The organism is Bacillus sp. 17RED48, assembly GCF_019837545.1.
GTDB classification, from domain to species: Bacteria; Bacillota; Bacilli; order Bacillales; family Bacillaceae_G; genus Bacillus_A; species Bacillus_A wiedmannii.
Genome location: NZ_JADAXG010000010.1, coordinates 95,186 through 120,618 on the forward strand (window position 1 = coordinate 95,186; position 25,433 = coordinate 120,618).

General features: G+C 35.5%; 18 protein-coding genes, 2 pseudogenes and 3 riboswitches. Of the genes and pseudogenes, 6 read left to right on the plus strand and 14 right to left on the minus strand.

Annotated elements, in window-relative coordinates; genetic code table 11:
• Window positions 1–65: 65 nt before the first annotated feature.
• The 5 genes from ILT06_RS27560 to ILT06_RS27580 form a co-directional block, all read right to left on the minus strand.
• Window positions 66–815 (minus strand): ABC transporter ATP-binding protein, encoded by a 750-nt coding sequence (locus ILT06_RS27560; RefSeq protein ID WP_000016075.1) that lies wholly within the window; start codon window positions 813–815, stop codon window positions 66–68.
• Complete coding sequence (locus ILT06_RS27565; protein WP_046958852.1) at window positions 812–1,810, minus strand: ABC transporter substrate-binding protein; 999 nt, start codon at window positions 1,808–1,810, stop codon at window positions 812–814. Before ILT06_RS27565 ends, ILT06_RS27560 begins: the two co-directional genes overlap by 4 nt.
• The gene (locus ILT06_RS27570; protein WP_001057159.1) at window positions 1,807–2,580 is read right to left on the minus strand and encodes an ABC transporter permease; all 774 of its coding nucleotides are present in this window, start codon (window positions 2,578–2,580) and stop codon (window positions 1,807–1,809) included. Before ILT06_RS27570 ends, ILT06_RS27565 begins: the two co-directional genes overlap by 4 nt.
• Entirely contained in the window at window positions 2,552–2,872 is a 321-nt protein-coding gene (locus ILT06_RS27575; protein WP_000082897.1) for an MTH1187 family thiamine-binding protein, read from the minus strand. Before ILT06_RS27575 ends, ILT06_RS27570 begins: the two co-directional genes overlap by 29 nt.
• Before the next feature lie 100 nt (window positions 2,873–2,972).
• A riboswitch (TPP riboswitch) is annotated at window positions 2,973–3,074 on the minus strand.
• A gap of 61 nt (window positions 3,075–3,135) precedes the next feature.
• On the minus strand, window positions 3,136–4,875 hold the full coding sequence (locus ILT06_RS27580) for a methyl-accepting chemotaxis protein (RefSeq protein ID WP_064477223.1): 1,740 nt from the start codon (window positions 4,873–4,875) through the stop codon (window positions 3,136–3,138).
• Between the two features lie 143 nt (window positions 4,876–5,018).
• Window positions 5,019–5,103, minus strand: a riboswitch (cyclic di-GMP riboswitch).
• Window positions 5,104–5,386: 283 nt separating this feature from the next.
• On the opposite strand from ILT06_RS27580, the gene ILT06_RS27585 reads away from it, so the two are divergent.
• Window positions 5,387–6,700, plus strand: coding sequence for an anaerobic C4-dicarboxylate transporter family protein (locus tag ILT06_RS27585; RefSeq protein ID WP_000498713.1), 1,314 nt, complete (start codon window positions 5,387–5,389; stop codon window positions 6,698–6,700).
• A 115-nt stretch (window positions 6,701–6,815) separates the two neighbouring features.
• Here the strand turns inward: ILT06_RS27585 and thiE are convergent, their stop codons facing one another.
• Together thiE and thiM are read right to left on the minus strand one after the other, a co-directional pair.
• Window positions 6,816–7,475, minus strand: a complete 660-nt coding sequence (gene thiE / locus ILT06_RS27590) for a thiamine phosphate synthase (RefSeq protein ID WP_064477222.1) — start codon at window positions 7,473–7,475, stop codon at window positions 6,816–6,818.
• A gap of 16 nt (window positions 7,476–7,491) precedes the next feature.
• Window positions 7,492–8,307 carry a hydroxyethylthiazole kinase gene (thiM, locus tag ILT06_RS27595; protein WP_339328658.1) on the minus strand — a complete coding sequence of 272 codons (816 nt, stop codon included), beginning with the start codon at window positions 8,305–8,307 and terminating at the stop codon, window positions 7,492–7,494.
• Window positions 8,308–8,370: 63 nt separating this feature from the next.
• Window positions 8,371–8,480, minus strand: a riboswitch (TPP riboswitch).
• A 276-nt stretch (window positions 8,481–8,756) separates the two neighbouring features.
• Here thiM and topB point away from each other — a divergent pair.
• The gene (topB, locus tag ILT06_RS27600; RefSeq protein ID WP_103655487.1) at window positions 8,757–10,946 is read left to right on the plus strand and encodes a DNA topoisomerase III; all 2,190 of its coding nucleotides are present in this window, start codon (window positions 8,757–8,759) and stop codon (window positions 10,944–10,946) included.
• A gap of 40 nt (window positions 10,947–10,986) precedes the next feature.
• On the opposite strand, the gene ILT06_RS27605 is transcribed toward topB, so the two are convergent.
• The 4 genes from ILT06_RS27605 to ILT06_RS27620 form a co-directional block, all read right to left on the minus strand.
• Window positions 10,987–13,848, minus strand: coding sequence for a YhgE/Pip domain-containing protein (locus tag ILT06_RS27605; protein ID WP_222655678.1), 2,862 nt, complete (start codon window positions 13,846–13,848; stop codon window positions 10,987–10,989).
• 306 nt (window positions 13,849–14,154) lie between these two features.
• Window positions 14,155–14,946 (minus strand): endonuclease/exonuclease/phosphatase family protein, encoded by a 792-nt coding sequence (locus ILT06_RS27610; protein ID WP_064477218.1) that lies wholly within the window; start codon window positions 14,944–14,946, stop codon window positions 14,155–14,157.
• A 4-nt stretch (window positions 14,947–14,950) separates the two neighbouring features.
• Complete coding sequence (locus ILT06_RS27615) at window positions 14,951–16,588, minus strand: PTS transporter subunit IIBC (protein WP_064477217.1); 1,638 nt, start codon at window positions 16,586–16,588, stop codon at window positions 14,951–14,953.
• A gap of 205 nt (window positions 16,589–16,793) precedes the next feature.
• Window positions 16,794–18,458, minus strand: coding sequence for a glycoside hydrolase family 13 protein (locus ILT06_RS27620; RefSeq protein ID WP_141537826.1), 1,665 nt, complete (start codon window positions 18,456–18,458; stop codon window positions 16,794–16,796).
• A gap of 244 nt (window positions 18,459–18,702) precedes the next feature.
• Between ILT06_RS27620 and ILT06_RS27625 the strand changes: the two genes are divergently transcribed.
• Window positions 18,703–20,037, plus strand: a complete 1,335-nt coding sequence (locus ILT06_RS27625) for an FAD-binding oxidoreductase (RefSeq protein WP_064477215.1) — start codon at window positions 18,703–18,705, stop codon at window positions 20,035–20,037.
• A 31-nt stretch (window positions 20,038–20,068) separates the two neighbouring features.
• Here ILT06_RS27625 and ILT06_RS33195 read toward each other — a convergent pair.
• A pseudogene (locus ILT06_RS33195) lies at window positions 20,069–20,641 on the minus strand (methyl-accepting chemotaxis protein); the annotation flags it as partial.
• Window positions 20,642–21,010: 369 nt separating this feature from the next.
• Window positions 21,011–21,361: pseudogene (locus ILT06_RS33200) on the minus strand (HAMP domain-containing protein); the annotation flags it as partial.
• 211 nt (window positions 21,362–21,572) lie between these two features.
• On the opposite strand from ILT06_RS33200, the gene ILT06_RS27635 reads away from it, so the two are divergent.
• The 3 genes from ILT06_RS27635 (at window position 21,573) to ILT06_RS27645 (ending at window position 23,994) form a co-directional block, all read left to right on the plus strand.
• Window positions 21,573–22,295 (plus strand): amino acid ABC transporter ATP-binding protein, encoded by a 723-nt coding sequence (locus ILT06_RS27635; protein ID WP_064477213.1) that lies wholly within the window; start codon window positions 21,573–21,575, stop codon window positions 22,293–22,295.
• A gap of 121 nt (window positions 22,296–22,416) precedes the next feature.
• Entirely contained in the window at window positions 22,417–23,208 is a 792-nt protein-coding gene (locus ILT06_RS27640) for an ABC transporter substrate-binding protein (protein ID WP_064477212.1), read from the plus strand.
• 93 nt (window positions 23,209–23,301) lie between these two features.
• Window positions 23,302–23,994 carry an amino acid ABC transporter permease gene (locus ILT06_RS27645; RefSeq protein WP_064477211.1) on the plus strand — a complete coding sequence of 231 codons (693 nt, stop codon included), beginning with the start codon at window positions 23,302–23,304 and terminating at the stop codon, window positions 23,992–23,994.
• A gap of 52 nt (window positions 23,995–24,046) precedes the next feature.
• On the opposite strand, the gene desB is transcribed toward ILT06_RS27645, so the two are convergent.
• Window positions 24,047–25,132 carry a Delta(10) desaturase DesB gene (gene desB, locus ILT06_RS27650; protein WP_064477210.1) on the minus strand — a complete coding sequence of 362 codons (1,086 nt, stop codon included), beginning with the start codon at window positions 25,130–25,132 and terminating at the stop codon, window positions 24,047–24,049.
• Window positions 25,133–25,433: the final 301 nt, after the last annotated feature.

Genomic DNA, 25,433 nt, shown 5'->3' on the forward strand with positions numbered 1-25,433 from the left:
TTTCTCCCCCTATATAAAAAAGCCTCTTAACAGTAATTATACCAAAAACTGTTAAAAGACTTTTTCTATTTTTTCATATACGGAGCTAATACTCTCAGAATTTCTTCCTTATCCTTCTTTAACTCAAGTGATGTTAACATATCCATCGTTCTCGGTCTAGGTAATTTCACTTGTACCTCACCAACTATTGAGGCTGGTCTTTGAGATAAAATAAATACGCGATCTGAAAGCAAGATTGCCTCATCTAGGTCGTGTGTAACCATAACGATTGTTTGCTTCTCTTGGTGCCAAGAGTTTAAAAGCCAGCTATGTACTTCCATTTTTGTAAAGGCATCTAATTTTCCAAAAGGCTCATCAAGTAGCATAATTGGCTTTTCACATAAATATGTGCGCAAAAAACTAATTCTTTGACGCATACCACCAGACAATTCATCTGGATAATGGTCTGCATATTCATCTAGTTCAAATTGCTTTAATGCTTCCATTCCCTCTGTCAGCCTTTGTTTTTTCGGTTTCCCTTCGATTTCCAATGGAAGAACTATATTTTGCAAAGCTGATCGCCAAGGTAATAATAAATCTTGTTGCGGCATATAACTTACAACATCTTGCTCTTGTACGTGCCTATCCTTATACGTTACATTCCCACTTGTTGGGCTTTCAACATTTGCAATCATATTTAATAATGTGCTTTTCCCGCAACCACTCGGTCCTACAAAGGAAACGAACTCTCCCTCTCGTATAGAAGCACTAATATTTGCCAATACATTCTTTCCATCAAAAGCTTTTACAATCTCTTTTATTTGTAATCCACTCATTTTTCACTTGGAAGGAACTCATTTGTAAAGGCATCTTTCACATCAATTTTCTTCTTAATAACTTTGTTATCATATAAGAAATTCATGTAATTCGTCCAAACTTCTTCCTTCTGTACTCCCCACGCTTTTGCATCATCTTGATACTTCGTACTTAACCATTTTTGACTTTCTTGTACTAATTCTTTATTCACATCTGGAACTGCTTTAATTAAAATATCAGCAGCTTCTTTCGGTTCTTTAATTGCAAAATTATAACCTTCTGTCGTTGCACTCATAAACTTTTTCACAAAGTCTTTATCTTGCTTCGTATGTTTTTCACTCGTAATAATAACAGGGCTATAGAAATCAAGCGCTGGGTCTAAGTCTTTCACCATAATCGTATTTAACTCTTTTCCTTGGCGCTTCGCTTCAATTCCATCCCATCCGTAATATATCCATTCAAAGTCTGCATCACGACCGATTGATTTAAAGAAATCTGTTTGTCCTAAGATGATTTTTTCAACTTTATTAAAATCAGCTTGATGCTTCTCCATAATTGTCTTCAGCGTTGCTTCTTCTGCTGGTCCTCCCCAGCCACCGTAACGTTTACCTTCAAAATCTTTTGGTGACGTCATATTATCTTTTTTAAGTGATGCAAAAGCTGAAGTGTTATGTTGGATGATTGCTCCTACAGATACAACAGGAATACCTTCCACACGAGCCAACGTTACATTTTCTTGTGCGCTTATTGCGAAGTCGGCTTTTCCAGAAGCTATCATTTGCTCCGCTGTCACATTATCACCAGGCTGAATAATTTCTACATCGAGGCCTTGCTTTTTATAATAATCTTTCGCTTGCGCTACATATAGGCCAGTATGATTCGTATTCGGAAACCAATCTAATACTACTTTTACTTTTTGATCTTTACTTGCACTTTCTTCTTTCTTCGCCGGATTACATCCAGCCACACCTACTGCTAATAAGGCAGCCAACATAACTTTTAAACCTTTTTTCATTTTCTGCCGTCCTTTCTATATATCCATGGTGCTGTTATTCTTGCCATAAACTCCACGATAAAATACAGACATAATGTCACCATAACAATAATTGCTGCCACACCAAATACTCGGGCTGTTAAAAAGGATTTTGTAGCCCTTGTAAGCATAACTCCTAATCCTTCGCTTGCACCGAGCCATTCCCCAATAATTGCTCCCATTACGCTATATGTAACTGCAATTTTTAAACCTGAGAAAAAGTATGGCAGCACTGCTGGAAACTTTACTTTCTGGTAAACTTGCCATTTCGTTGCCTTCATCGTTTGCAACAACTTCAACATATTTTTATCTACCGTTTGAAAACCTTCTAAAATGCTAAGCGCAATTGGGAAGAAACAAACAAGTATTACTACCATTACTTTCGGTAGCATTCCATATCCAAACCAAATAATAAATAACGGTGCAAGTACAACGATTGGAATCGTTTGTGAAATAACAAGCAACGGATTTATTAAAATACGAAATAAGGGGATAACATCCATAATAATTGCAATACTTGTCCCAATTAAAATCGCAAAAAACAGTCCGATTAGAACCTCTTGTAACGTTTGCATCGTATTCGGTAATAGTAAATCTTTCATTCCAATTAATTCTTGAACAATGGCAGAAGGCTTCGGTAAAATCCACGGTTCAATTTTAAATAATGAAACAGATCCTTCCCATATCGCTATGAGAAGGATAAGCCAAATTGTTGTAATTATTTTAGATTGCTTCTGGTTTTGCATATTCATCACGGTACTTCCAAACCTTTTCATCTATCGTTACACCAGTGCTTGGACGATAATGGATTTTAATAGAAGTAATCACTTCTTCTGCTCCAGCATCCACACAAGCTTGTTGCGCACGTTTAATGATATCAAGAAGTACATCTAATTCTCCTTCCAGCGTTGTTTCCATTGCCCCTACTTCATAACGAACTCCCGATTGTTGTACAACTTCAATTGCTTTATCGACAACAGAATACACATCTTTGTTCTTCGCTTGTGGTACTACTGAAAATGAAATCGTAACTTGTTGTGACATAGTAAAATCCCCCTTATAAAATGAAAGGTTAAAACAAGAAAAGGCTTTCCTACTGCGTAGGAAAGCCTTGTATGCAAGTTATTATAGAATAACATATGCTACATCACTTTAAGTAACTCCCTACGCTGGCATTATCCAGATCAGGTTGAGGGTCGATGTTTGTTTACATCCTCTCAGCCAATTGGCTCCCCGGTCCTTAATTCGTTTTCATTGTAGCATGATTTATTTTATTGAACAAACAAAAGCACGTATAATCATTTCATTTAACTTTTGAATTCCCCTATTAACTCTTGTAACTCCTGTGAAAGCCAGCTTAAAGAACTAGCTAATTCAGCAATATCTTGTACAGACATTTCCTGCTCTTTCATACTTTCTTCAATATTATTACTACTATTTGCATACGTATTTGCAATAAGTGATAGTTCATTTACAACACGAACAATATTTTGGCTATTTTGCAATATATCACTTGAATTGCTAGAAACAACTCTAACTTGATTTGTAACAGATTGTGCTGATTTTGAAATTTTTTCAAAGAAAGCACCACTACTTTGAAAAAGTTTAATTCCGGATTCTACTTCTTTTGAAGCTTTTTGTATTGAAACAACAGCTTCTTCCGTTTCAACTTGTGTTTCCCCTATTAATTTCGCTATATCTTTTGCTGATGCTTCCGTCTGCTCTGCTAATTTACGCACTTCATCAGCAACAACGGCAAATCCCTTTCCGGTTGCCTCAGCACGTGAAGCTTCAATAGAAGCATTGAAAGCTAGCGAATTCGTTTGATTTGAAATACCTGTAATTACGTTTACAATATCACTAATTTCTTTTGATCTTGTTTCCAAAGAATGAATGATAGAAGATAAATCTTGTACTGCATTTTGTATTATGTTCATCTGATTAATCGCCTGTTCAATAACACCATTTCCTTTTACTGAATGATGCTTCGTACCTTCAGACTCTTTTGCCATTTGTTTTGCAATATTAGTTATCTCTTCCATCCTATCTTCCATTTCATATACAATACTTAAATATTTTGGTACTGAAGTTTCTTGTGATTGAACGCCAGCCCTTAACTCAACTATAGAACTTACGATTCCTTGGACTGCCATGCTATTCTCTTTCGTACTCACTGACAATTCTTGTGAAGATGAGGAAACCTGTTCTGCTGTCTGTTTCACTTTATCTATAATTCCTTTAAACTTCTCGATGGTATTATTAAAATACGCATTAATAATACCAATATCATCTGGTCTTTCCTCTAATTTAATACTTAAATCACCTTTACCAACTCTGCGCAATCCTTCACGTAAATCCCGCAATGGAGCAAGCGCGTTACGTACAATTAAGAATTGAACAACAGTTGCAATTAAAACAGAAATACAAATAAACATTAAACCTTGTATAATGAACTTTTCCTTTGTACTAGGAACAATAGAGGCATCTACATCTGCTGCAACTAGTGCCACAATGTTACCTTCTCCATCTTTAATTGGCTCTAATATCGTTACCCATGTTCCTAATGCGTCTTCATATATTTCTGTCATGTTTGCTTTTTTCGTGCTCATTACTTTATCATATGCTTTCATCCAAAGATCTGGTTGTTTATAATATTCTCCCGGCCTTACTTCAACAACATTTGCTAAACCTGTAGACAAATCAATGATTTGCAGCTCACCTTTTTCATTTTTTTTCGCTCCAACGATATACGTTTGTCCAACACTGTTCAATTCTTCCGTTGATTCATCTAATTTCTCTGTTAACTTCTCTCTCTTTTCTCTTTCTGCCGTTGGGTCTTTTGCAACATCTCTTAATATTTCTTCATCTAATTTATGTAATACCGTATCTCCTGTTTCAAAAGAGTGCCTTTCAAATATAGACATCATGCTATTTTGAAACATGTTAAAACTTAATGCTCCCATAGTACCAACAAGCGTTAAAATAACTAACACAGTTAACAATACATTTTTTTGAAGAAATGATAACCTGTGCCAATATTTTTTCATTAACATCACCTTTCTTAATTAACTTAATATAAAGTAAAACTATTAAAATATAAACCTCATTAACAATCGATAAAAGTTCTCATTTGTTTATAAATAAAAAAAAGACCAATGAAAAGAGCATTGGTCAAGACCAACCCTATCCGTCCGGTAACTGGCTAGCATAGCCTTTCGGCCTTAGCTCCTTTAGTTTTGCGTCCTAATGTTTCCATCAGTTTGCCTTTCTCGCTGAACGAGTTGAACGATATGGGAGTTCTATGAGAATTAAATTATTCTCTATCAAAGATTACAACATAAGAATTAAAATGTCTACCTATTTAGAGATGCAAATGTAAAGTTTCAATGGATTATTTTTTCGAAATAATTTAACAAAGTACGTGAATGTTATATTTCTTGTGTTATATAATAAAAAATGTATATAACACAAGGATTATTTTGAGTATTTATTTTAATTTTCATTCAAATTAAATTATTCGAATATATCTTAACTAATGAATTTCGGAGGTAGTTTATCATGTTTTGGCTACAATTTCTTACGTTACTACTCTGCATTTTTATTGGCGCACGCTTAGGCGGAGTTGGTCTAGGAGTAATGGGTGGCGTTGGTATGGCAATACTTGTTTTCGTCTTTCACTTACAACCTACAGCTCCTCCTATTGATGTAATGCTTATGATTTTAGCAGTAATTACAGCTGCCGGTGCACTGCAAGCCGCTGGAGGAATGGACTACCTTGTTCATCTGGCTGAGAAAGCATTACGAAAAAATCCAAAGCGCATTACATTCTTTGCTCCAATTGTTACTTATTTATTTACACTGTGCGCAGGAACTGGTCACGTTGCTTATTCTGTACTTCCTGTTATCGCAGAAGTCTCTCGCGAATCTGGGATTAGACCGGAACGACCAATGTCAATTGCCGTAATCGCTTCCCAACAAGCAATTACAGCTAGTCCTATATCAGCTGCAACAGTTGCACTTTTAGCAATGCTAGCTGACTATAAAATCACCTTATTAGATATTTTAAAAGTAAGTATTCCTTCTACCTTCATCGCTTGTATGGTAGCTGCATTTGTTGCTAGCAAAATGGGGAAAGAATTAAATGAAGACCCTGAATACTTGAAACGTTTAAAAGAAGGAATGATTCCTAAAATTGAAGAGAAGAAAGAATTTGTTGGTTTAAAGGGCGCTAAACTATCCGTTATCCTTTTCTTAGTAGGAACTTTCCTTGTCGTCCTTCTCGGTTCATTTGAAGCACTTCGGCCAGGATGGATGGTTGACGGGAAGTTAGTTCGTCTTTCCATGCCAAACACAATTGAAATGGTTATGTTAACTATCGCAGCTCTTATTATTATTTTCTGCAAACCAAATGTAGAAAGCATCGTGTCTGGTAACGTCTTTAAAGCGGGGGCAACAGCAGTTGTTGCTATTTTCGGTATCGCTTGGATGGGAGATACTTTCTTTAACGGAAACTTAAATATGATTCAAGGATCAATTCAACACCTAGTAACAAGTGCACCATGGCTATTTGCCATCGCATTATTCATTCTATCTATTTTACTATATAGCCAAGCAGCAACAGTACGTGCTTTAATGCCTCTAGGATTATCACTCGGTATTCCACCAGCACTACTAATCGCGATGTTCCCTGCAGTAAATGGATACTTCTTTATTCCAAACTATGGAACAATCGTTGCTGCCATTAACTTTGATCGCACTGGTACAACAGGTATTGGTAAATATGTTTTAAATCATAGCTTTATGATTCCAGGCCTAATCGCAACATTCACTTCTATCGGAATTGGAATGCTTTTAATATCAATTATGTTTTAAAGAAAAAGCACAAACCTACAATTTTAAAGGGTTTGTGCTTTTTTAATCAAACGTTTGTTTAAATATTTTTAACCATCCATTATGTTCTTTACTATTTTTGTGAAGTTCCCTTTTCCTACAAACTCCTATTTACTTCATCTACTAGCTTCTTCGTACTTTCATACGGAGATTCAGCTAAACTAATCGCGGAAATAACAGAAACACCGTCCGCACCGGCTTCTATAACCCCAGCGGTATTTTCAATTGTAATGCCACCAATCCCAACGATTGGTATTGTAATTTCTTGTTCTCTAAAATGAGCTAAACCTTTCGTTCCTTGCACAGCTTTCGTATCTTTTTTCGTACTCGTTGGGAAAATAGGCCCAACACCTAAATAATCAGCTCCGTTTTTAATTGCCCAGCGTGCTTCTTCAATTGTATGGGTAGATACGCCAACAATTTTATCTCCCATTTTTTCACGAACAGAAGTAATTCCTTCATCATCTTGGCCAACATGCACGCCATCTGCATCTAACTCGAGAGCTAGTTCCACATCATCATTTACGATGAATGGTACACCGTACTCCTTACAAATTGCTTGTAGTTCTTTTGCAAAACAAATACGTTTCTCGCCCGTTAAAGCGTCTTCCCCCTTTTCACGGAATTGAAAAATTGTTATACCGCCTTCAAGTGCATCTCTCAATACTTGTAGTGGCTCCTTCGCACAATTGTTACTTCCCATAATAAAATATACTGATAGTAATCTAGACATTTCAGCCTTTGTAATACGTGACATCTAGTTCCCCTCCTTACTATATAAGCTCAATCTTCCCATACTTCTCAATATCATCTGAAGTTGTATTTGCTAACTGGTTTAAAAATTCAATTTGGAAACTACCAGGTCCCTTTTCCACTGTCTTAGCAGCTGCCAGTTCCGCAGCTACACCATAAAACGTTAATGCCGCTACCGCTGCCTTTACATAATCCTTTTCTACTGCTACAAATGCTCCTATTACAGAAGTTAGTAAACAACCAGTTCCCGTAACCTTCGTTAAAATAGAGTGACCATTTCGAATAAGAATCGTTCGCTCTCCATCTGTAACAACATCTTCTTTTCCAGTAATCACCGCTACTGTATTTAATTCATCCGCTGTCTGCCTTGCAATACTTACGACATTGCCATTTCCAGCACCGGCGTCTACCCCTTTAATTTCCCAGCTCTCATTAATAACGTTCGCTATTTCAGCTGCATTTCCGCGGATAATCGCTAAATCAATTTCAGCCGGAATATGCCTCGCAACTTCTGTTCGATACGATGTTGCTCCTGCACCAACTGGATCAAACAGTACTGGTACATCGTTCACATTTGCTGATTTACCCGCAAGTAACATCGCTTCTACTTCTTCAGGACGAAGTGTCCCCATATTTAATACTAGCGCTCCAGCAATGCTAGCCATTTCTGCTACTTCTTCTTTTGCATACGCCATTACAGGCGATGCCCCTAACGCTAACAAACCGTTAGCTGTAAAGTTTGTTACAACAACATTTGTAATATTATGAACGAGCGGATTAGATTCTCTCACCAAATCCACTACTTTACTAATTTCTTTCATATTCATCCTTCTCATCCCCTAACTATAGTGATGGGAGATACACAAAAAGACACTTTGCGCGTATGCAAAGTGCCTGAACATGTGCTTTTACACTCTCCCTACGCTGGCATTATCCAACAGGTTCAAATGGTCAATGACGGATTAGTCATACTCTCAGTTTGTCTCCACAAACTCCCATGTGTTTAGTATTCATCTACTTCAAAGTCTACTCTTATTCTACTAAAATAACAAGTTCTTTACTTTTCTATTTCATATAGAAGCAACTGATAAAACAATACGCATAATAAATAAGTATCTATTTTTCATAGTCTCATCATTGTGCATATTATGTTCTATCGCCATCATTTGATTTCAAACAGATTTCGTTCACTCCACTAAGAAACATTCAAATTTGGAGCGAAACTGAATCTCAAGAAGATGTATGCTATAGTTAACGTATGGAAATTTGAAAGGATGTTTTAAATATGTCAAAAAGCGTTATAATCGCTGAAAAGCCTTCCGTTGCACGTGATATTGCGCGTGTACTTAAGTGCGATAAAAAAGGAAATGGCTACCTTGAAGGTAGTAAATATATTGTAACTTGGGCTTTAGGCCATCTCGTTACATTAGCTGATCCAGAAAGCTATGATGTGAAATATAAGCAGTGGAATTTAGAAGATTTACCGATGCTACCAGAGCGCTTGAAATTAACGGTTATTAAACAAACAGGGAAACAATTTAATGCTGTAAAAAGTCAGCTTCTTAGAAAAGATGTAAATGAAATTATTGTAGCAACAGATGCTGGGCGTGAAGGAGAATTAGTCGCTCGTTGGATTATCGATAAAGTTAAAATACAGAAGCCTATTAAGCGTTTATGGATTTCATCTGTTACTGATAAAGCAATTAAAGATGGTTTTGCAAATTTAAAACCAGGTAAAGCATATGACAATTTATACGCTTCAGCAGTTGCACGTTCAGAAGCTGACTGGTATATCGGCCTTAACGCGACTCGAGCATTAACGACTCGCTTTAACGCCCAGCTGAATTGCGGCCGTGTACAAACACCTACTGTCGCTATGATCGCTAATCGTGAAGATGAAATAAAGAACTTCAAATCTCAAACTTACTATGGCATCGAAGCACAAACAACGAATCAGTTAAAACTAACTTGGCAAGATGCAAATGGTAATAGCCGCAGTTTTAATAAAGAAAAAATTGATAGCATCGTAAGAGGTTTAGATAAACACAATGCTACTGTTGTGGAAATTGATAAAAAACAGAAGAAGTCATTCTCTCCTGGTCTTTACGATTTAACTGAATTACAACGTGATGCAAATAAAAAGTTCGGTTACTCTGCGAAAGAAACGTTAAACATTATGCAGAAATTGTATGAGCAACATAAAGTGCTAACGTACCCTCGTACAGATTCACGCTACATTTCATCTGATATCGTTGGAACACTTCCAGAACGTCTAAAAGCATGTGGCGTTGGAGAGTACCGTCCTTTAGCACATAAAGTATTACAAAAGTCTATCAAGTCTAATAAGTCATTTGTTGATGATAGTAAAGTAAGTGATCATCACGCAATTATTCCGACAGAAGGATACGTTAACTTCTCGGCCTTCACAGATAAAGAACGTAAAATTTATGATTTAGTTGTAAAACGTTTCTTAGCAGTTTTATTCCCGGCATTCGAGTACGAGCAACTAACGTTACGCACAAAAGTTGGTAATGAAACATTCATTGCACGCGGAAAAACTATTCTGCATGCCGGTTGGAAAGAAGTATATGAAAATCGCTTTGAAGATGATGATGTAACTGATGACGTAAAAGAACAACTTCTACCTCACATTGAAAAAGGCGATACATTAACTGTAAAGTTAATTATGCAAACATCAGGTCAAACAAAAGCACCTGCACGATTTAACGAAGCGACTTTACTTTCAGCAATGGAAAATCCTACGAAATATATGGATACGCAAAATAAACAACTTGCTGATACGTTAAAATCAACTGGTGGATTAGGTACTGTAGCGACACGAGCTGATATTATCGACAAGTTATTCAATTCGTTCTTACTTGAAAAACGTGGTAAAGATATTCACATTACTTCAAAAGGCCGTCAGTTACTTGATTTAGTGCCAGAAGAACTGAAATCTCCTACACTAACTGGTGAATGGGAGCAAAAACTCGAAGCAATTGCAAAGGGTAAACTAAAAAAAGAAGTATTCATTTCAGAAATGAAGAACTATACGAAAGAAATTGTTTCTGAAATTAAATCGAGTGATAAAAAATATAAACATGACAACATTTCAACGAAGTCTTGTCCAGACTGCGGGAAACCAATGCTAGAGGTAAACGGTAAAAAAGGAAAGATGCTCGTTTGCCAAGATCGTGAATGTGGTCATCGTAAAAACGTATCTCGTACAACAAACGCTCGCTGTCCGCAATGTAAGAAGAAATTAGAATTACGTGGTGAAGGTGCAGGCCAAATCTTCGCATGTAAATGTGGCTATCGCGAAAAACTTTCCACGTTCCAAGAGAGACGTAAAAAAGAATCTGGAAACAAAGCTGATAAGCGCGACGTTCAAAAATATATGAAACAACAGAACAAAGAAGAAGAACCATTAAACAACCCGTTCGCAGAGGCATTAAAAAAATTAAAATTTGATTAAACAAAAAGGTTCCTACCTCTCTCGGTAGGAACCTTTTATTTTAGTGAATGATTTTACTTCCTTTTGCATTCTCAACAAACTTTTCACTCGATTTGTTAATTGGTGTTTTCAGTAATAACGCAGCGACAATCATAACTACTACGAAAGCACTTAACACAAGTAAATCTCGCGTTACGATATCCCAAAGCATTCCGCCTACTGTTTCACGAATTGCACTAATTGCGTATGTGAACGGTAAGAACGGATAAATTGCTTGGAAGAACGCTGGTGTCATTTGAATTGGGAATGTTCCGCCCGATCCTGCTACTTGCAGTACAAGTAAAATGATCGCCATCGATTTCCCAACGTTTCCGAAAATAGAAACGAGTGAGTATACGATACAAACAAAGACTCCACCAATAAATAAACTAAATAACACAAACCAGAACTTATCGACTACGTACGTACCGAGTAAGAATATATCTCCCATTGATACGATAAACGCTTGTGAAAGACCTATCGTTAAGAATGTTAATAAACGTCCGAAGTAAATTTCATGGCTCTTATAATTCGCGCCCTCTTCATGTACTTCTACTGTTAATAATGAAACCATTAATAATGCGCCTACCCATAATGCAAGCACTGTATAGAATGGTGACATCGCTGAACCGTAGTTTGGCATCGCAAATAATTTATTCTCTTTTAAATTTACTGGATTCGCGAAGTAATCACTTTGCTTTTCAACATCATTTTTCAATAAGCGTATGATGTCTTTTATATCCTCTTCAGATTCAAAATCACGAATTTTATTTGCTAAGTCTTTAATCTTTTTCTCAGTTTCCGGCATGTCAGCTTTAATGTCTGTTAATTTCTTTTTACCGTCTACTAAGCCTTTTGATGAATCTTCTAGTAATTTTTTAACATCTGGAAGCTTTTTGTCTGCATCATTTAAAATTTGAGTTGTATTTTTCGACATTTCTTTTGTACGAGCAATTGCTGTATTGAAGTTAGGTACAATTTCTGAATCATACGTCGATAATACATCCGTTAATTGAGCTGATCCGCCCTTCGCAGCGTTATTAATACTTTCAATTACATCTTTTGTAGGTTTCTGGCCATTGTTAAGAAGTGTAATTCCTTTATTTGTTGCCTCTACACCTTTTTGCAGACTACTTTTCGCTTTATTTAATTTCGCGATTCCATTATTAAGGTTTTTATCACTATTTACATCTGCTAAAACCTTATTTGTACTTTCTAGAACAGGAATCATATCATCAATTAAACCGATTCCAGCTTGGAATTGACCATTTAAGCTATTTAAAGCTACTTTCGTTGAATCTAAACCATTAATACCTCTATTTTGTACATCTTCTTTTGCTTTTTGTAAATCTGCTTTTGCACCTTCGAGGCTATTTTTCGCTTTATCATAATCTGCTTTTGCATTATCATATATTTGATTTGCATCGGCTTTAGCTTGATCTACTGCGCTAACTGCCTTTTTATAATCAGCTACAAACGTTTCATTGTAATCTTTTTCAGCTCGATCGATTAAAGCATTTGTTTCATTTAATTTCTGATTGATTCCATCACGCACATCTTGTTTAACTTCTTGACCTGTGCTAATTAAATCGTTTAAACGTTTAAAACGATTATTTAAATCTTGTTGTCCATTCTTAATATCCGTTAAATGCTCTTTTCTTGTTTTAAAGAAATTTTGTCCAAACTCAGTTTGAGCCCCTTGCTCTAAACGAGCCATAACATCAATTACATAAGAAAGATTGTCAATATGTGTTTGAAGATTATTAGATATAGTCGAAATATTTTTCTTGGCTATCTCTGGATCAACGCTTCCATTTTGCAATCCATCCATAACACTTTGTGCATAAGCTGTTCCTGCACGTGATGAGCTTAAAACATTATTTACTGTTTGATTAATATTTTGTGCTATCCCCTTATAACCATCACTATTCAACTTAGAAAGGTCTGGTCTCGCAGGGAATTCAGGTAATCCATTCATTCCAGACAAGTCAGGAATATTTAATTCTACACCTGGATTCATTAAAAAGTCAGTAAATGCAGCTGCACTATCCATAACGCCTTTTGCTGCTACTAAATCATTTCTTATCGTCCCTGGAGCATTTTTTAATGTTTGATCTTGTCTTGCAAAGAATTTATCTAAATTCCCTAACGCTTCTTGCCCATCATTAATAACACTTTCTACAACCGGTAACTCTTTTTGTGCTACTTTCACAATATCCTCTGCTCGAGTCGCATCATCTAACGCCTTATCCATCAGTGTATTCATTTCTGGGAACTGCGCTTCTAACTTAAATACAAGATCTTTTACTTTCTCGATACTTGGTAAGTTTGTTTCTAAATCGATTCCAAGATCATTAAAAACTTTAAAAATCTCACCGTTTGCTGTTTTAACAAAGTTTTTACTAATTTCTTCTGTAATACCTGATGCACCTTTTGCTGTAATTTTCGGTGCAATCGCATTTACCTTTTCATTTACATAGTAATCAAGTTCTGGTTTCTGCGGATTTTCATCCAGAACAGTTGCAATCTTTTCAGAGAAATCTTTTGGAATTGTAATACTTGCATAGTAATCTCCGCGCTCAACTCCGTGAATTGCTTGTTTTTCATCTACAAATTTCCAACCAAGATTTTTGTTTTTCTTAAGAGAATCTACAATCTCTTCACCGATATTAATATCTTTCCCTCTTAAATTAGATCCTGCATCTTGGTTAGAAACTGCAATGGGAACCTCTTTTGTATTTCCATACGGATCCCAGGAAGCTTTAATGTTAAACCATGCATATAACGATGGTAAAATCATTAATCCTAAAACAATAACAATTGCAGCCCAATGTTTAGCTACATTCCGTAAATCTGTCTTATAAATACGCCAAATTTGTTTCATAGAAGTTATCACCTAATTATATATTTTTCCTTCTTTAGAAAATGATACATACATTTTGCAATTATATCACTTTCTACATCGTGGATTAAACGAAAATACACTATTTTTCCCATTAAATATTTCACTTACTTCATTATATAACGAAGTAAAAAAAGTATGCATACAAAATGACCAAATTAGTTTTACATTCAATAATAACAAATATATAGGAAATGTCATAAAAAATACAAGTATTTTCTCTTGGAAATACTTGTATTCCTCAAAAAAATCCTCACAGCTTTTCATCATCTGTGAGGATTTCTTCTATTATATATCTACTTGTACTTCTACACCGAAATGATCTGAAATTACATTTCTGTTCGTACCATTAAAAATGACTTTTGAAAAACGAACTTTTTCACTTTGGTTACACAATATTAGATCGATTCGTAAGTTATGTTTATTTTCATCCCAACCAGCAATCTCACCTTGGACAGTTGTTCCTTCATCCTTCTCTATTGCTAGCTCATATGTGTCATACAAACCTTTTTGCATCATATATTCATAGCCTTCACCTTGTAAACGAGCGTTATTATTAAAATCACCCATTAAGAAGGAAAGTTCATTACTGTCTACACGCCCCATCAAACGATTAACTTGATCTTTGAATGATTCTTCTTCATCATTCCACCAACCGAGGTGGCAAGAGTAAAACGTGATGTTCTTATCATTATAAGCAATTGTCGCACTTACAATTTTGCGTGTTTTCCAATACGTTGTATCCTTATTTTCTGAAATAAAGAACGTATCTTCTTTTACAACATTATGCTTCGTTATAATCGCTAATCCTTCTTCATACACATCATAACCAATATGAGAGAAATCCCAAGTAATATTGTAATCTTTTACATGTAACGCTTTTAACTCTTCTAATAGTAAAAGTCCAAAATTATCTTCTTTCTTGTTACCGCATACATTTTCAGCTTGTATCGACTGACTTACTTCTTGCAATGCGATGACATCGTACTCTTCTTCTTGAATGACTTTAGCAAGATATTTTATCTTTTCCATTTGATTCTCTTCTTGCCAAGAGTGACAGTTTAAAGTTAGCAATTTCATCTTATTACGCACCTAACATATCTTGAATGTCTGACTTTAATACGTCAGCTTTCGGACCATATACTGCTTGTACACCTTTATCTTTTACGATAAGTCCTAAAGCACCATTTTGTTTCCACTGTGCTTCTGGTGCAACAACATCTAAATCTTTTACTGTTACACGTAAACGCGTCATACAAGCATCTACGTCAGCAATATTTTCTTTACCACCTAATAAATCAATAACTTTTGTTGCTAATGAACCATCCTGTACATTTCCTGTTCCTTCTGATGACTCATCTTCATTATCAATATAGTTACCTGCACGTCCTGGTGTTGGTAAATTGAATTTTTTAATTAAGAAATTGAATAATGTAAAGTTCAGACCAAAGAATACTAATGAAACGATAACGAAATTGATTAAATCTCTAGTTAGTCCTGCATTAACCATCATCGGTGTACGAGTAATTAATTCAATAAATCCAAATGCGTGAACACGTAAGTTAATTAAATCTGCTAATGCGAATGCAAGTCCTGTTGTAATTGCATATACAACATATAATACTGGAGCAATAAACATGAACATGAATTCAATTGGTTCTGTTACACCTGTTAAGAATACTGCTAATGCAGCCGATAAGAACATTGGTTTATACTTTGCACGTTTTTCTTTATCAACATTACGGAACATCGCGAAAGCAATACCCATTAACGCTGCTGTTGAACCAATAACTTGTCCAGCTTTGAAACGAGCTGGTACAACGTTATTTAATAAATCGTTATATGCTTTCGTATCTCCATTTGCTAGTAAATTATTTAAGTCTGTAATCCATGCAAGCCATAATGGATCTTGTCCTGCTACAATTTGTCCAACTTTTGAGCCAGTTAACATCGTATATGTTCCGCCTAGCTCTGTGTAGTTCATCGGAATCGTTAACATATGATGTAAACCGAATGGTAATAGTAAACGCTCTAACGTTCCATATACAAACGGTGCAACAACTGGTGCACTATCTTTAGATGCTGCAATCCAGCGACCGAATTCATTTAATCCACTTTGGATGAACGGCCATAAAAGTGATAATACAATTGCAGTGACTGTAGACCAAACAATTACAACGAATGGTACAAATCGTTTTCCGTTAAAGAATGCTAATGCCTGTGGCAGTTTATTATAGTTATAATATTTGTTATATAAAGTAGCTCCTAAGAAACCTGTGATAATCCCTACGAAAACTCCCATGTTTAATGCTGGTGCACCAAGTACAGAAGTAAAGTAATCTTTTACAACTAAATCTCCTGCTAATACTGAAGAAACTTTCGCTTTTGAATCCGCTAACATTTCAGCGTTTACGCCAAATATAGCTCCTGTAATTCTGTTTGTTAAGACGAATGCTAATAGCGCTGCAAATGCACCACCTGCGCGATCCTTCGCCCAAGATCCCCCAATTGCTACTGCAAATAAGATGTGTAGATTTGTAATAATTGCCCAACCTATGTCTTCCATTACGCGAGCGATTGTATGAACTGCGTTAATATCCCCAGCAGACATCCCAATTAACTTACCGATAGAAATCATTAAACCAGCTGCTGGCATTACAGCTACAACAACTAATAATGCTTTTCCGAACTTTTGCCAAAAATCAAAAGACGTAATTTTCATCTGTTCTTCCTCCCCTTTATTTATAACAACATAATGATTTAAATTATAATTTCTGTTTCTCTTATGAAAACGATTCCTTATGTTACTTTATTTTTATCTTTACGCAACCGTTTTCATAAATCTATTTTAATAAAAGCGTTTTCACTTTGCAATAGAAATTTATTTTTTTTCATAAAAAAAGATGCTCTAAGAGCATCCTTTTTTATTATGAAATACGATAAACCCTTGTTTCATAAGGCTTTAACGTGATTGAAGTTACTTGTTCATTTTCCGCAACTTTATAGTTATTTAAAAGCAAACGTTTGCGTTCTAGTGCGAATGAACCCTCATTATACACAGCTTCCTCTTTTGAGATATTGCTAATTACAACGACTTTTTCATCGTTTAATGTACGTGTATATGCATAAATTTGCGGATCGTCTTCTAGAAGTAAATCGTACGTACCGTAATTCAGTACATCGTGCTCTTTTTTCAAGGCAATCATTTTCTTATAGAAATTGAAAATAGAGTTTTCTTCATTCTTTTGCTTTTCAACATTAATTTCTTTGTAGTTTGGATTCATACTAAACCAAGGCGCACCTGCTGTAAAGCCAGCATTCATCTCATCGTTCCACTGCATAGGTGTACGAGAATTATCGCGGCAAGAAGCCCATATAATTTCCATCATATCTTGATGTGGTACGCCCTCTGCAATTTTCTCTCGATATAAATTTTTAATTGCTACATCATCATAATCTTCAATATTTAATAATTGAACGTTCGTCATCCCAATTTCTTGTCCTTGATAAATAAACGGTGTACCGTGCATAAAGAAGTACATTGCTCCAAGAGCTGTTGCACTTTCACGCCAATATTGTTTATCATCTCCCCAAGTTGAAACGATACGTGGCTTATCGTGATTCTCAATATATAAAGCATTCCATCCTTTATTTTCTAACCCTTTTTGCCATTTCGTTAATACCTTTTTCAGCCCTACAACATCAAGATCTTTCTTCTTTTCTGCATCCCATAAACTTAAATGTTCAAATTGGAATACCATATTGAACTTGCCTTGCTCTTCTCCAACCCAAAGCTCAGCATCTTCAATCTTAACGCCATTCGCTTCACCAACAGTCATAATATCGTACTTAGAAAACGTATTCTCTTTTAACTCTTCTAATAAAGGCTGAATACCATCCACATTCATATGTTTATCAAAAGATGGTACATACTTTAATTCTTTTGGATTTGGCATATCTTTGAAGCCATCTTCTTTTTTAATATGGCTAATCGCATCCACTCGGAAACCATCAATTCCTTTATCAAGCCACCAATTAACTGTATCGTATAAAACTTCGCGAACTTCTTTATTCTCCCAGTTTAAATCTGGTTGTTTACGTGAGAATAAGTGTAAATAATATTGTCCTGTTACTTCATCATATTCCCATGCCGACCCATTAAAAATACTTTCCCAGTTGTTTGGTTCCGCACCATCTTTACCATCGTGCCAAATATACCAATCACGCTTCGGATTGTCTTTAGATGAACGAGACTCAATAAACCATGGATGTTCATCACTTGTATGATTAATAACTAAATCAATAATAAGCTTCATATCACGCTTATGAACTTCATCTAGTAACGCATCAAAGTCTTCCATCGTACCAAACTCATCCATGATATCTTGATAATCACTAATATCATAACCATTATCATCATTAGGTGACTTATACATTGGACAAATCCAAATTACATCTATACCTAAATCTTTTAAATAATCCAGTTTCGCAATAATACCTTGTAAATCTCCAATACCATCACCATTTGAATCCATAAAGCTACGTGGATAAATTTGATAAGCAACTGCTTCTTTCCACCATGTCTTATTCATAGTCCTTCTCTCCTTTTGCATCCCATCGGAAATTTTATGCAAACGTTTTCGTAACACTATCATAACAAAATATGAATAGTTTGCAACTGTTTTCATTGAACTCTATGTAGATTCCTCATTCTTATGCTTTATTTATTTCTCACAAAGGCAAATCTCATTCCTCACCTATTCTTGTCCACACAGGTTACATACGATTTTCATATATTAATAAAAAGAACTGCTTATTTTAGAAAGGAGTGATCAATTGAAACAAACAAAATTAACAGGTCGTATCGTTGTTCCTTCAGATCCTGACTATGACGTAGCCCGAATGAATTTAAATTTAAGTATTCCAAAACTCCCTTGTATTATTGTTTTTTGCCAAAATAAAAATGATGTGTGTAACGCCTTAAAATGGGCACGTGAACGTCATATACCATTTCGCTTAAGAAGCGGACGTCATAGCTATGAAAATTTTTCTCTTCTAAATAGAGGACTTATTATTGATGTGAGTGAAATGCATCGCATTACTGTTAATACAGATAAATTAACAGCAACAATTGAAGCTGGTGCAAACCTTGGCACTGTTTATAAAGAGCTTTGGAATTATGGTGTGACAATACCGGCTGGTACAAGCGCAAGCGTTGGAATTGTTGGATTAACACTTGGCGGTGGCATCGGTATGCTTTCACGCTTATTTGGATTAACATGTGATCAATTAGTAGAAGTCGAAATGGTACAAGCATGCGGTAAATTCGGAGCAAAAATCATTCGCGCAAACGAACATGAAAACCATAACTTGTTTTGGGCGTGCCGCGGTGGTGGTGGTGGAAACTTCGGAATTGTTACTTCTTTAACTTTTCGAATGCATCCTATAAAAAATGTATCAATCTTCTCAATTACATGGGAATGGGAAGAGTTTATCGCTGCATTTCAAGCGTGGCAAAACTGGGCGCCTTATATAGACAAACGTCTCACTTCATCAATTGAATTATTCGCAAAGCAACGAAATAAAATTGAAGTAAAAGGTGAATTTGTTGGCTCTCCCTCTGAACTCCATTCCTTATTATCTCCTCTTCTTGAAACTGGTACCCCCTCTCTCTTTATAGATGAAGTTCCTTATATAAAAGCTGTTGAATTTTTTAACAGTGGGAATATCCCTGAAAACTTTAAGCGCTCCGGTTCCTACGTATATGAACCTATCCCTCTTAAAGGCCTTCAAATCATGAAATATTTTCTTTCTCATGCACCAAATAAAGATGCAAGTATTTGGCACCAATCGCTCGTAGGTGCTGTTGAAAATATTACCCCTACTGAAACAGCTTATTTCCATCGTAAAGCAATTATTGCACAAGAATACATTACCTCTTGGAAATGCGATGATGAAGAAAATCGCAATATACGCTGGGTTAAAGATTTACGAGAAAGCTTAGATCCTTATACACTAGGTGACTATGTCAATTGGCCCGATATCGATATTATAAATTGGCAAACTAGTTATTATGGTTCTAACTTTCAAAGATTGCGTAAAGTGAAAACCATATATGATCCTTGCAATGTTTTTCGTTTTCAACAAAGTATCCCTCCTTTTCATACGTAAAAAAGGAAGAACAGAATACTGTTCTTCCTTTTTACATTGAAAATCGTTCAATTGTTTGTTTCAAGTCTGCTGCTTGCTTCTCTAAATCCTTTAACAATTGATCGATTACTACCATATTTTTAGATTGTTGCAACGTCACACGTGCTACTTCTTGTGAACCAGCTGATGTTTCTTCAGCAATTGCTGCTACAGCCTTTGTTTGTGCTCCTGTTTGATGAATGTGCCTCACTTGTTCGTTCATATAGCCACTAATTTGCTTCGTTGCATCGGCTACTTCCATAACACTTGATGACATTTCTTTTAAAATTAATTCCGTAGCTTCCCCACGTTGTGCCTCTTCTTTAGCTATTGTCACTTGTTCTGTCATTTTCATTGCAACTTGTTGTACTTCATCTTGCATATTTCGTAATAACTGCGATATGTTTCTTGCAGAATGATCACTTTCATCAGCAAGTTTCCGTACTTCCTCCGCAACAACTGCAAAGCCCCTTCCATGCTCTCCAGCACGAGCCGCCTCAATAGAAGCATTTAGTGCTAACAAATTCGTTTGACTAGCAATCTCACTCACAACAGAAACAATATGTTCTACTTGTTTCATTCGTTCTTCTAATTTCTGTACATTTTGCATCGAATTTTCATTTTCTTTTGCCAATGCTTGAATACCTTGAATTAAAGAAGTAAAGACTCGTGTACTTTGCCCTAAAGCTTGAACCATTTCTAAAGACAACTCGTCAGACTGTTTTGCTTTTTCTTCTACTTCACTCGCAATAGAAGTTGTTGTATCAACAGCAGAAACAATCGCCTGAATGGAAGCAGCTGATTGCTCAGCGCCAGAAGAAATCTCTGTAAGAGTTTCAGACACACCTCGTGCTTGCTTTGTTGCTTCCCCTGTTTGCCTTCTAATTTGCTGTACTTGATTGTTTGTATACGAAAATGTTGTATCAATATTTTTTACCATGCCCCTTAAGTTTCCTAACATCATATTAAATGCGACACTTAAAGATTTAATTTCATCATCTGCCTTCGGTAATGGAACATCTTCACGAATATCACCCTCAGCCGCTTTCCTTGCCGCCTCCTCTAACTTTCGAAGCGGTTTAATTAGAAATATGGCTGCTCCATACGCTAATATTCCAGACCATACTACGCCTAATAGCATAACAATGATATTATAAACGGTTTGACTTACATAATCTTGAAAATAATCATATATAACGTAAATAAAAATTAAACTTGTCGAATATGTAATAAAAGCTAAAATTGTAGTGAATAGCATAAGCTGCATACGTAAGCCAAAGGAAAATGTCTTCCTTTCTTTTTCCATTTTTTCTTTCCCCCTTTTTATAAGCAATATAAATACTACCTATATATTATTATCCATATTTTCATTATAGAAGGATATAGGGATTTTTAAAATTTATTATTTCCTTGAATATCAAATCCCACGAAAAAAATGAAGGATTCTGACAATTTGTGGCTAATAACAGAAATAAGGGGAAACATTTGTAAAATATATTTTTGACTGGGGGTTTTGTATGATTCAGGTTCGAAATCTAGTAAAATCATTCGGCTCGCTTGATGTTTTAAAAGGAATTGATTTACAAGTAAAAGAAAAAGAGGTTGTTGTTTTAATTGGTGCCAGTGGTTCCGGTAAAAGTACATTACTTCGCTGTCTTAACTTTTTAGAAATGTATGATGAAGGTGAAATTCACTTACAAGGTGAACGAATTGATCCACAGCATTCAAATTTAAACAAAGTCCGTGAAAATGTCGGAATGGTTTTTCAGCACTTTAACCTCTTTCCCCATATGACCTCGCTAGAAAACATCATAGAAGCACCTATCCATGTAAAAAAATTAGAAACAACAAATGCAAAGGAAATTGGAAATCAGCTTTTGCAAAAAGTCGGTCTACAAGATAAAGCAGATGTAACTCCCCACCTCCTGTCAGGTGGTCAAAAGCAGCGTATTGCCATTGCACGAGCTCTTGCTATGAATCCTAAAATTATGCTATTTGATGAACCTACCTCAGCCTTAGACCCTGAACTTGTTGGAGAAGTATTGCAAGTTATGAAAGAACTTGCTGAAGAAGGAATGACCATGGTTATTGTTACTCATGAAATGAATTTCGCAAGAGATGTAGCAGATCGCGTCATATTTATGGATGATGGAAAGATTGTAGAGGACGCTCCGCCAGCACAATTCTTTTCAGCTCCATCACATGAACGAGCAAAGCAATTTTTACGCAACGTTTTATAATGTAACTTCTGTTTCAAATGAAAAGAAATACATTCATACGGTGCACAACTAATTGTCCAAATAAAATATCTCAGTAACATACTTAAAACCATCCGTATGATCAATATATAGGAGGGGTTTTATGAAAAGAAAACTATTAACCATTGTTGCGAGTATTACATTATGTACATCCTTCATACTAGGAGCCTGTAGTAAGGAAAGTGCTACTACTTCAAATGGTGAAAAAGAATTTCGTTATGCGATGAGTGGCTTATATAAACCTTTTAACTATAAAGAAAATGACGGAAAGCTTGCCGGTTTTGATGTGGAAATTGGTGAGGCACTTGCGAAAAAAATGAATATGAAACCCACTCCTATTACAAATCCGTGGGAAACGCTAATTCAAGGTCTACAATCGAAAAAATATGATGCTATATTGGGCAGTATGGCAATTACAGAAGAACGCTTAAAAGCCGTTAGTTTCTCCAATCCTTATTATCGTTCTGGTGCCCAAATTTTTGTTGCTAAAAAGAATACATCTATCTCTTCTCCAGAAGATTTGAAAGGTAAGAAAATTGGTGTTGTAAAAGCTAGTACCTTTAAAGACCTTGTTGCAAAACATACAAATCAAATCACAGAATATGATAGCGATATTACTGCACTTATGGACTTAGAACCTGGACGTATTGATGCAGTAATCACTGATCAAATGGTTGGTTTACGCATGATCAAAGAAGGTAAATCAAATATAAAAGAAGCTGGAAAACCATTAAATCTTGATGAAATGGGAATTGCTATTCGTAAAGATGATAAAGAAATGGTTGAGAAAGTAAATAAAGCTTTAGATGAAATCATTAAAGATGGTACGTATGAAAAGATCAGTAAAAAATGGTTTGGACGTAATATTCTCGGTGAAGAGGAAAAAACGAAGTAAATTAGCTAGTCAAATGTTTCAGACATTATGCCCCACTTTTTATGTGGGGTATTTCATTCCCTACCAAAATCCATACAATATGAGGTGACACATATGTTTGAAATTTTTATGTCTACTTATCCCACACTCTTAAAGGCTACTATTGTCACATTACAATTAACACTAACATCCCTATTAATTGGTTCACTAATTGGATTACTATTCGCTTTTTTTCGAATCTCTAACAATAAGATTTTAAATAGTATTGCTCATGTATATATCGCCATTATTCGTGGTACACCTTTAATTGTTCAAATTGCCATTCTCTATTTCGGTATTACATCGATTATTGTCTTCACTCCTTTTTGGGCAGGAGCAATTGCTTTAGCAATCCATAACGGTGCATATATTACTGAAATTTTCCGCGGATCCATTCAATCTGTCGACCGTGGACAATTGGAAGCTGCTCGTTCTTTAGGCATGCCTTATCCTTTAGCTATGCGCCGTATTGTATTACCACAAGCATTTCGTCAATCTCTTCCTCCTTTAGGAAATCAGTTTATTATTGGATTAAAGGACTCTTCTCTCGTTGCATATGTAGGATTGTCCGAATTATGGGGATCAGGTTTATCAATTGCTGCAAGTAACTTCCAACAGTTAGATACATACATAATCGTTGGTTTATATTACCTCGTACTTGTTCTTGTATTTACTTATTTTGTTAATCTTTTAGAAAAACGCCTACAACGAAAAGAAACAAATTCAGTTCAATTTAGTAAAAAGAATAAAAAAGAAGTCTCTTTATAAAAAAAAGCAAGCCTGAAATGGCTTGCTTTTTCACTGCAAAATATATCAATTTTTACTGATTTACTTTTTTAATACTCTCTTCTTCCTCTATATGTTCCTCACGATATGAAATATTATGAGGATCTAGTCCATTTCCTAAAGAACCATAGAAATGCTCTCTATGCGGATCCACTAATTCACTTCCTTGATAATACACACGTGGTGTATTCCATAGCGCTGCCAAAGCTTTTGTCATTGGCATCTCATGATAGCGTTCCGGCCACATTTCTTTAATTTTCTCTTTTACTAACGGATAGTATTTAGAGCTCATAGCAGGGAACAAATGGTGTTCTGTATGATATGAGAAATTGAAATGTAAAACGTCTACCCAGCGCGGCACTGTTACTGATAAACAGTTCGCTAACGGATCATTTACTGGAACAATTGGATTTAAGCGATGATTTGTTGCGATATATGCCATTACAATAAAGTTAGCAATTAACAATGGAATTACATATGCAAATAACCATTTTCCAGGTCCCATAATAAACAATAAACTAATCCAAACAGTCCAAGGCAAAAGAAGTTGAAGCCATACAGATTTTTGATTGGATGACTTAAATTCCTTTATAAAATGAAAGAACATTCGAGTCGAATGTAACGTAAATTGAATGGTTAGTGACAGAAAACTAAAGAATGAACGAACATGAAGAGGCATGCGATATACCCACCTCAAAAACTTACTCTTTTTCAGTTTCTCCAGTGTAGGCCATGCATCTGGGTCATTCTCTTCATGTTGTGTATGAACATGATGCGTTGCATTATGCCACTTTCTCCAAAGCTTCGGGCCAGTTGATAATGGCATAAATGCTATCGCGCCTAAAAAATCACGAAGCCATGCTTTTCTTACCACTGTTCCATGTAAAATTTCATGTCCTAAAAATCCAAGTGAAGCAAAACATAATCCAAGAACAATCGCAATTCCTAGATTCGCCCACACATTCAATTCAAATACACCAATCGATATTAACCCCGCCAATGCCACAAGCAAATAAGCCAGTCCACCAAATAAACGAGTAGGAACTGGTTTAAATGCTTTTTTCGGCAAATGTGGTGATACACGTGCTGCATACCACCCAAACGTATGAAGCTCCTTCATCCTTTTGCCCCTTTCTTATGCCGCGCCTTGCGCAACTTACATATATCAATTCTTGCTTCCAGATTGATTTTACTAGGTGATTAAAAAAGCATCTATTATAAGGAAAATATACTCACTCTATCGTCACTTATTTTTCGCTTTTATTATCAATGAAAAACATTTCTCTTTTTACTCTCTATCAACCTTTCCACATGATGAATCATATCAATAGAATTTCTATATTGTCAACAACTTTTATGACCTAGTAATAAAAGTTGGTTATATTTTTATAATTATACTTTATTTCACTAAAGAATAAACA

Excerpts from the sequence above, each read along its gene's own strand:
- ILT06_RS27560 (WP_000016075.1), bottom strand. The coding sequence starts at position 815 with ATGAGTGGATTACAAATAAAAGAGATTGTAAAAGCTTTTGATGGAAAG.
- ILT06_RS27565 (WP_046958852.1), bottom strand. The coding sequence starts at position 1,810 with ATGAAAAAAGGTTTAAAAGTTATGTTGGCTGCCTTATTAGCAGTAGGT.
- ILT06_RS27570 (WP_001057159.1), bottom strand. The coding sequence starts at position 2,580 with ATGAATATGCAAAACCAGAAGCAATCTAAAATAATTACAACAATTTGG.
- ILT06_RS27575 (WP_000082897.1), bottom strand. The coding sequence starts at position 2,872 with ATGTCACAACAAGTTACGATTTCATTTTCAGTAGTACCACAAGCGAAG.
- ILT06_RS27580 (WP_064477223.1), bottom strand. The coding sequence starts at position 4,875 with ATGAAAAAATATTGGCACAGGTTATCATTTCTTCAAAAAAATGTATTG.
- ILT06_RS27585 (WP_000498713.1), top strand. The coding sequence starts at position 5,387 with ATGTTTTGGCTACAATTTCTTACGTTACTACTCTGCATTTTTATTGGC.
- thiE (WP_064477222.1), bottom strand. The coding sequence starts at position 7,475 with ATGTCACGTATTACAAAGGCTGAAATGTCTAGATTACTATCAGTATAT.
- thiM (WP_339328658.1), bottom strand. The coding sequence starts at position 8,307 with ATGAGAAGGATGAATATGAAAGAAATTAGTAAAGTAGTGGATTTGGTG.
- topB (WP_103655487.1), top strand. The coding sequence starts at position 8,757 with ATGTCAAAAAGCGTTATAATCGCTGAAAAGCCTTCCGTTGCACGTGAT.
- ILT06_RS27605 (WP_222655678.1), bottom strand. The coding sequence starts at position 13,848 with ATGAAACAAATTTGGCGTATTTATAAGACAGATTTACGGAATGTAGCT.
- ILT06_RS27610 (WP_064477218.1), bottom strand. The coding sequence starts at position 14,946 with ATGAAATTGCTAACTTTAAACTGTCACTCTTGGCAAGAAGAGAATCAA.
- ILT06_RS27615 (WP_064477217.1), bottom strand. The coding sequence starts at position 16,588 with ATGAAAATTACGTCTTTTGATTTTTGGCAAAAGTTCGGAAAAGCATTA.
- ILT06_RS27620 (WP_141537826.1), bottom strand. The coding sequence starts at position 18,458 with ATGAATAAGACATGGTGGAAAGAAGCAGTTGCTTATCAAATTTATCCA.
- ILT06_RS27635 (WP_064477213.1), top strand. The coding sequence starts at position 21,573 with ATGATTCAGGTTCGAAATCTAGTAAAATCATTCGGCTCGCTTGATGTT.
- ILT06_RS27640 (WP_064477212.1), top strand. The coding sequence starts at position 22,417 with ATGAAAAGAAAACTATTAACCATTGTTGCGAGTATTACATTATGTACA.
- ILT06_RS27645 (WP_064477211.1), top strand. The coding sequence starts at position 23,302 with ATGTTTGAAATTTTTATGTCTACTTATCCCACACTCTTAAAGGCTACT.
- desB (WP_064477210.1), bottom strand. The coding sequence starts at position 25,132 with ATGAAGGAGCTTCATACGTTTGGGTGGTATGCAGCACGTGTATCACCA.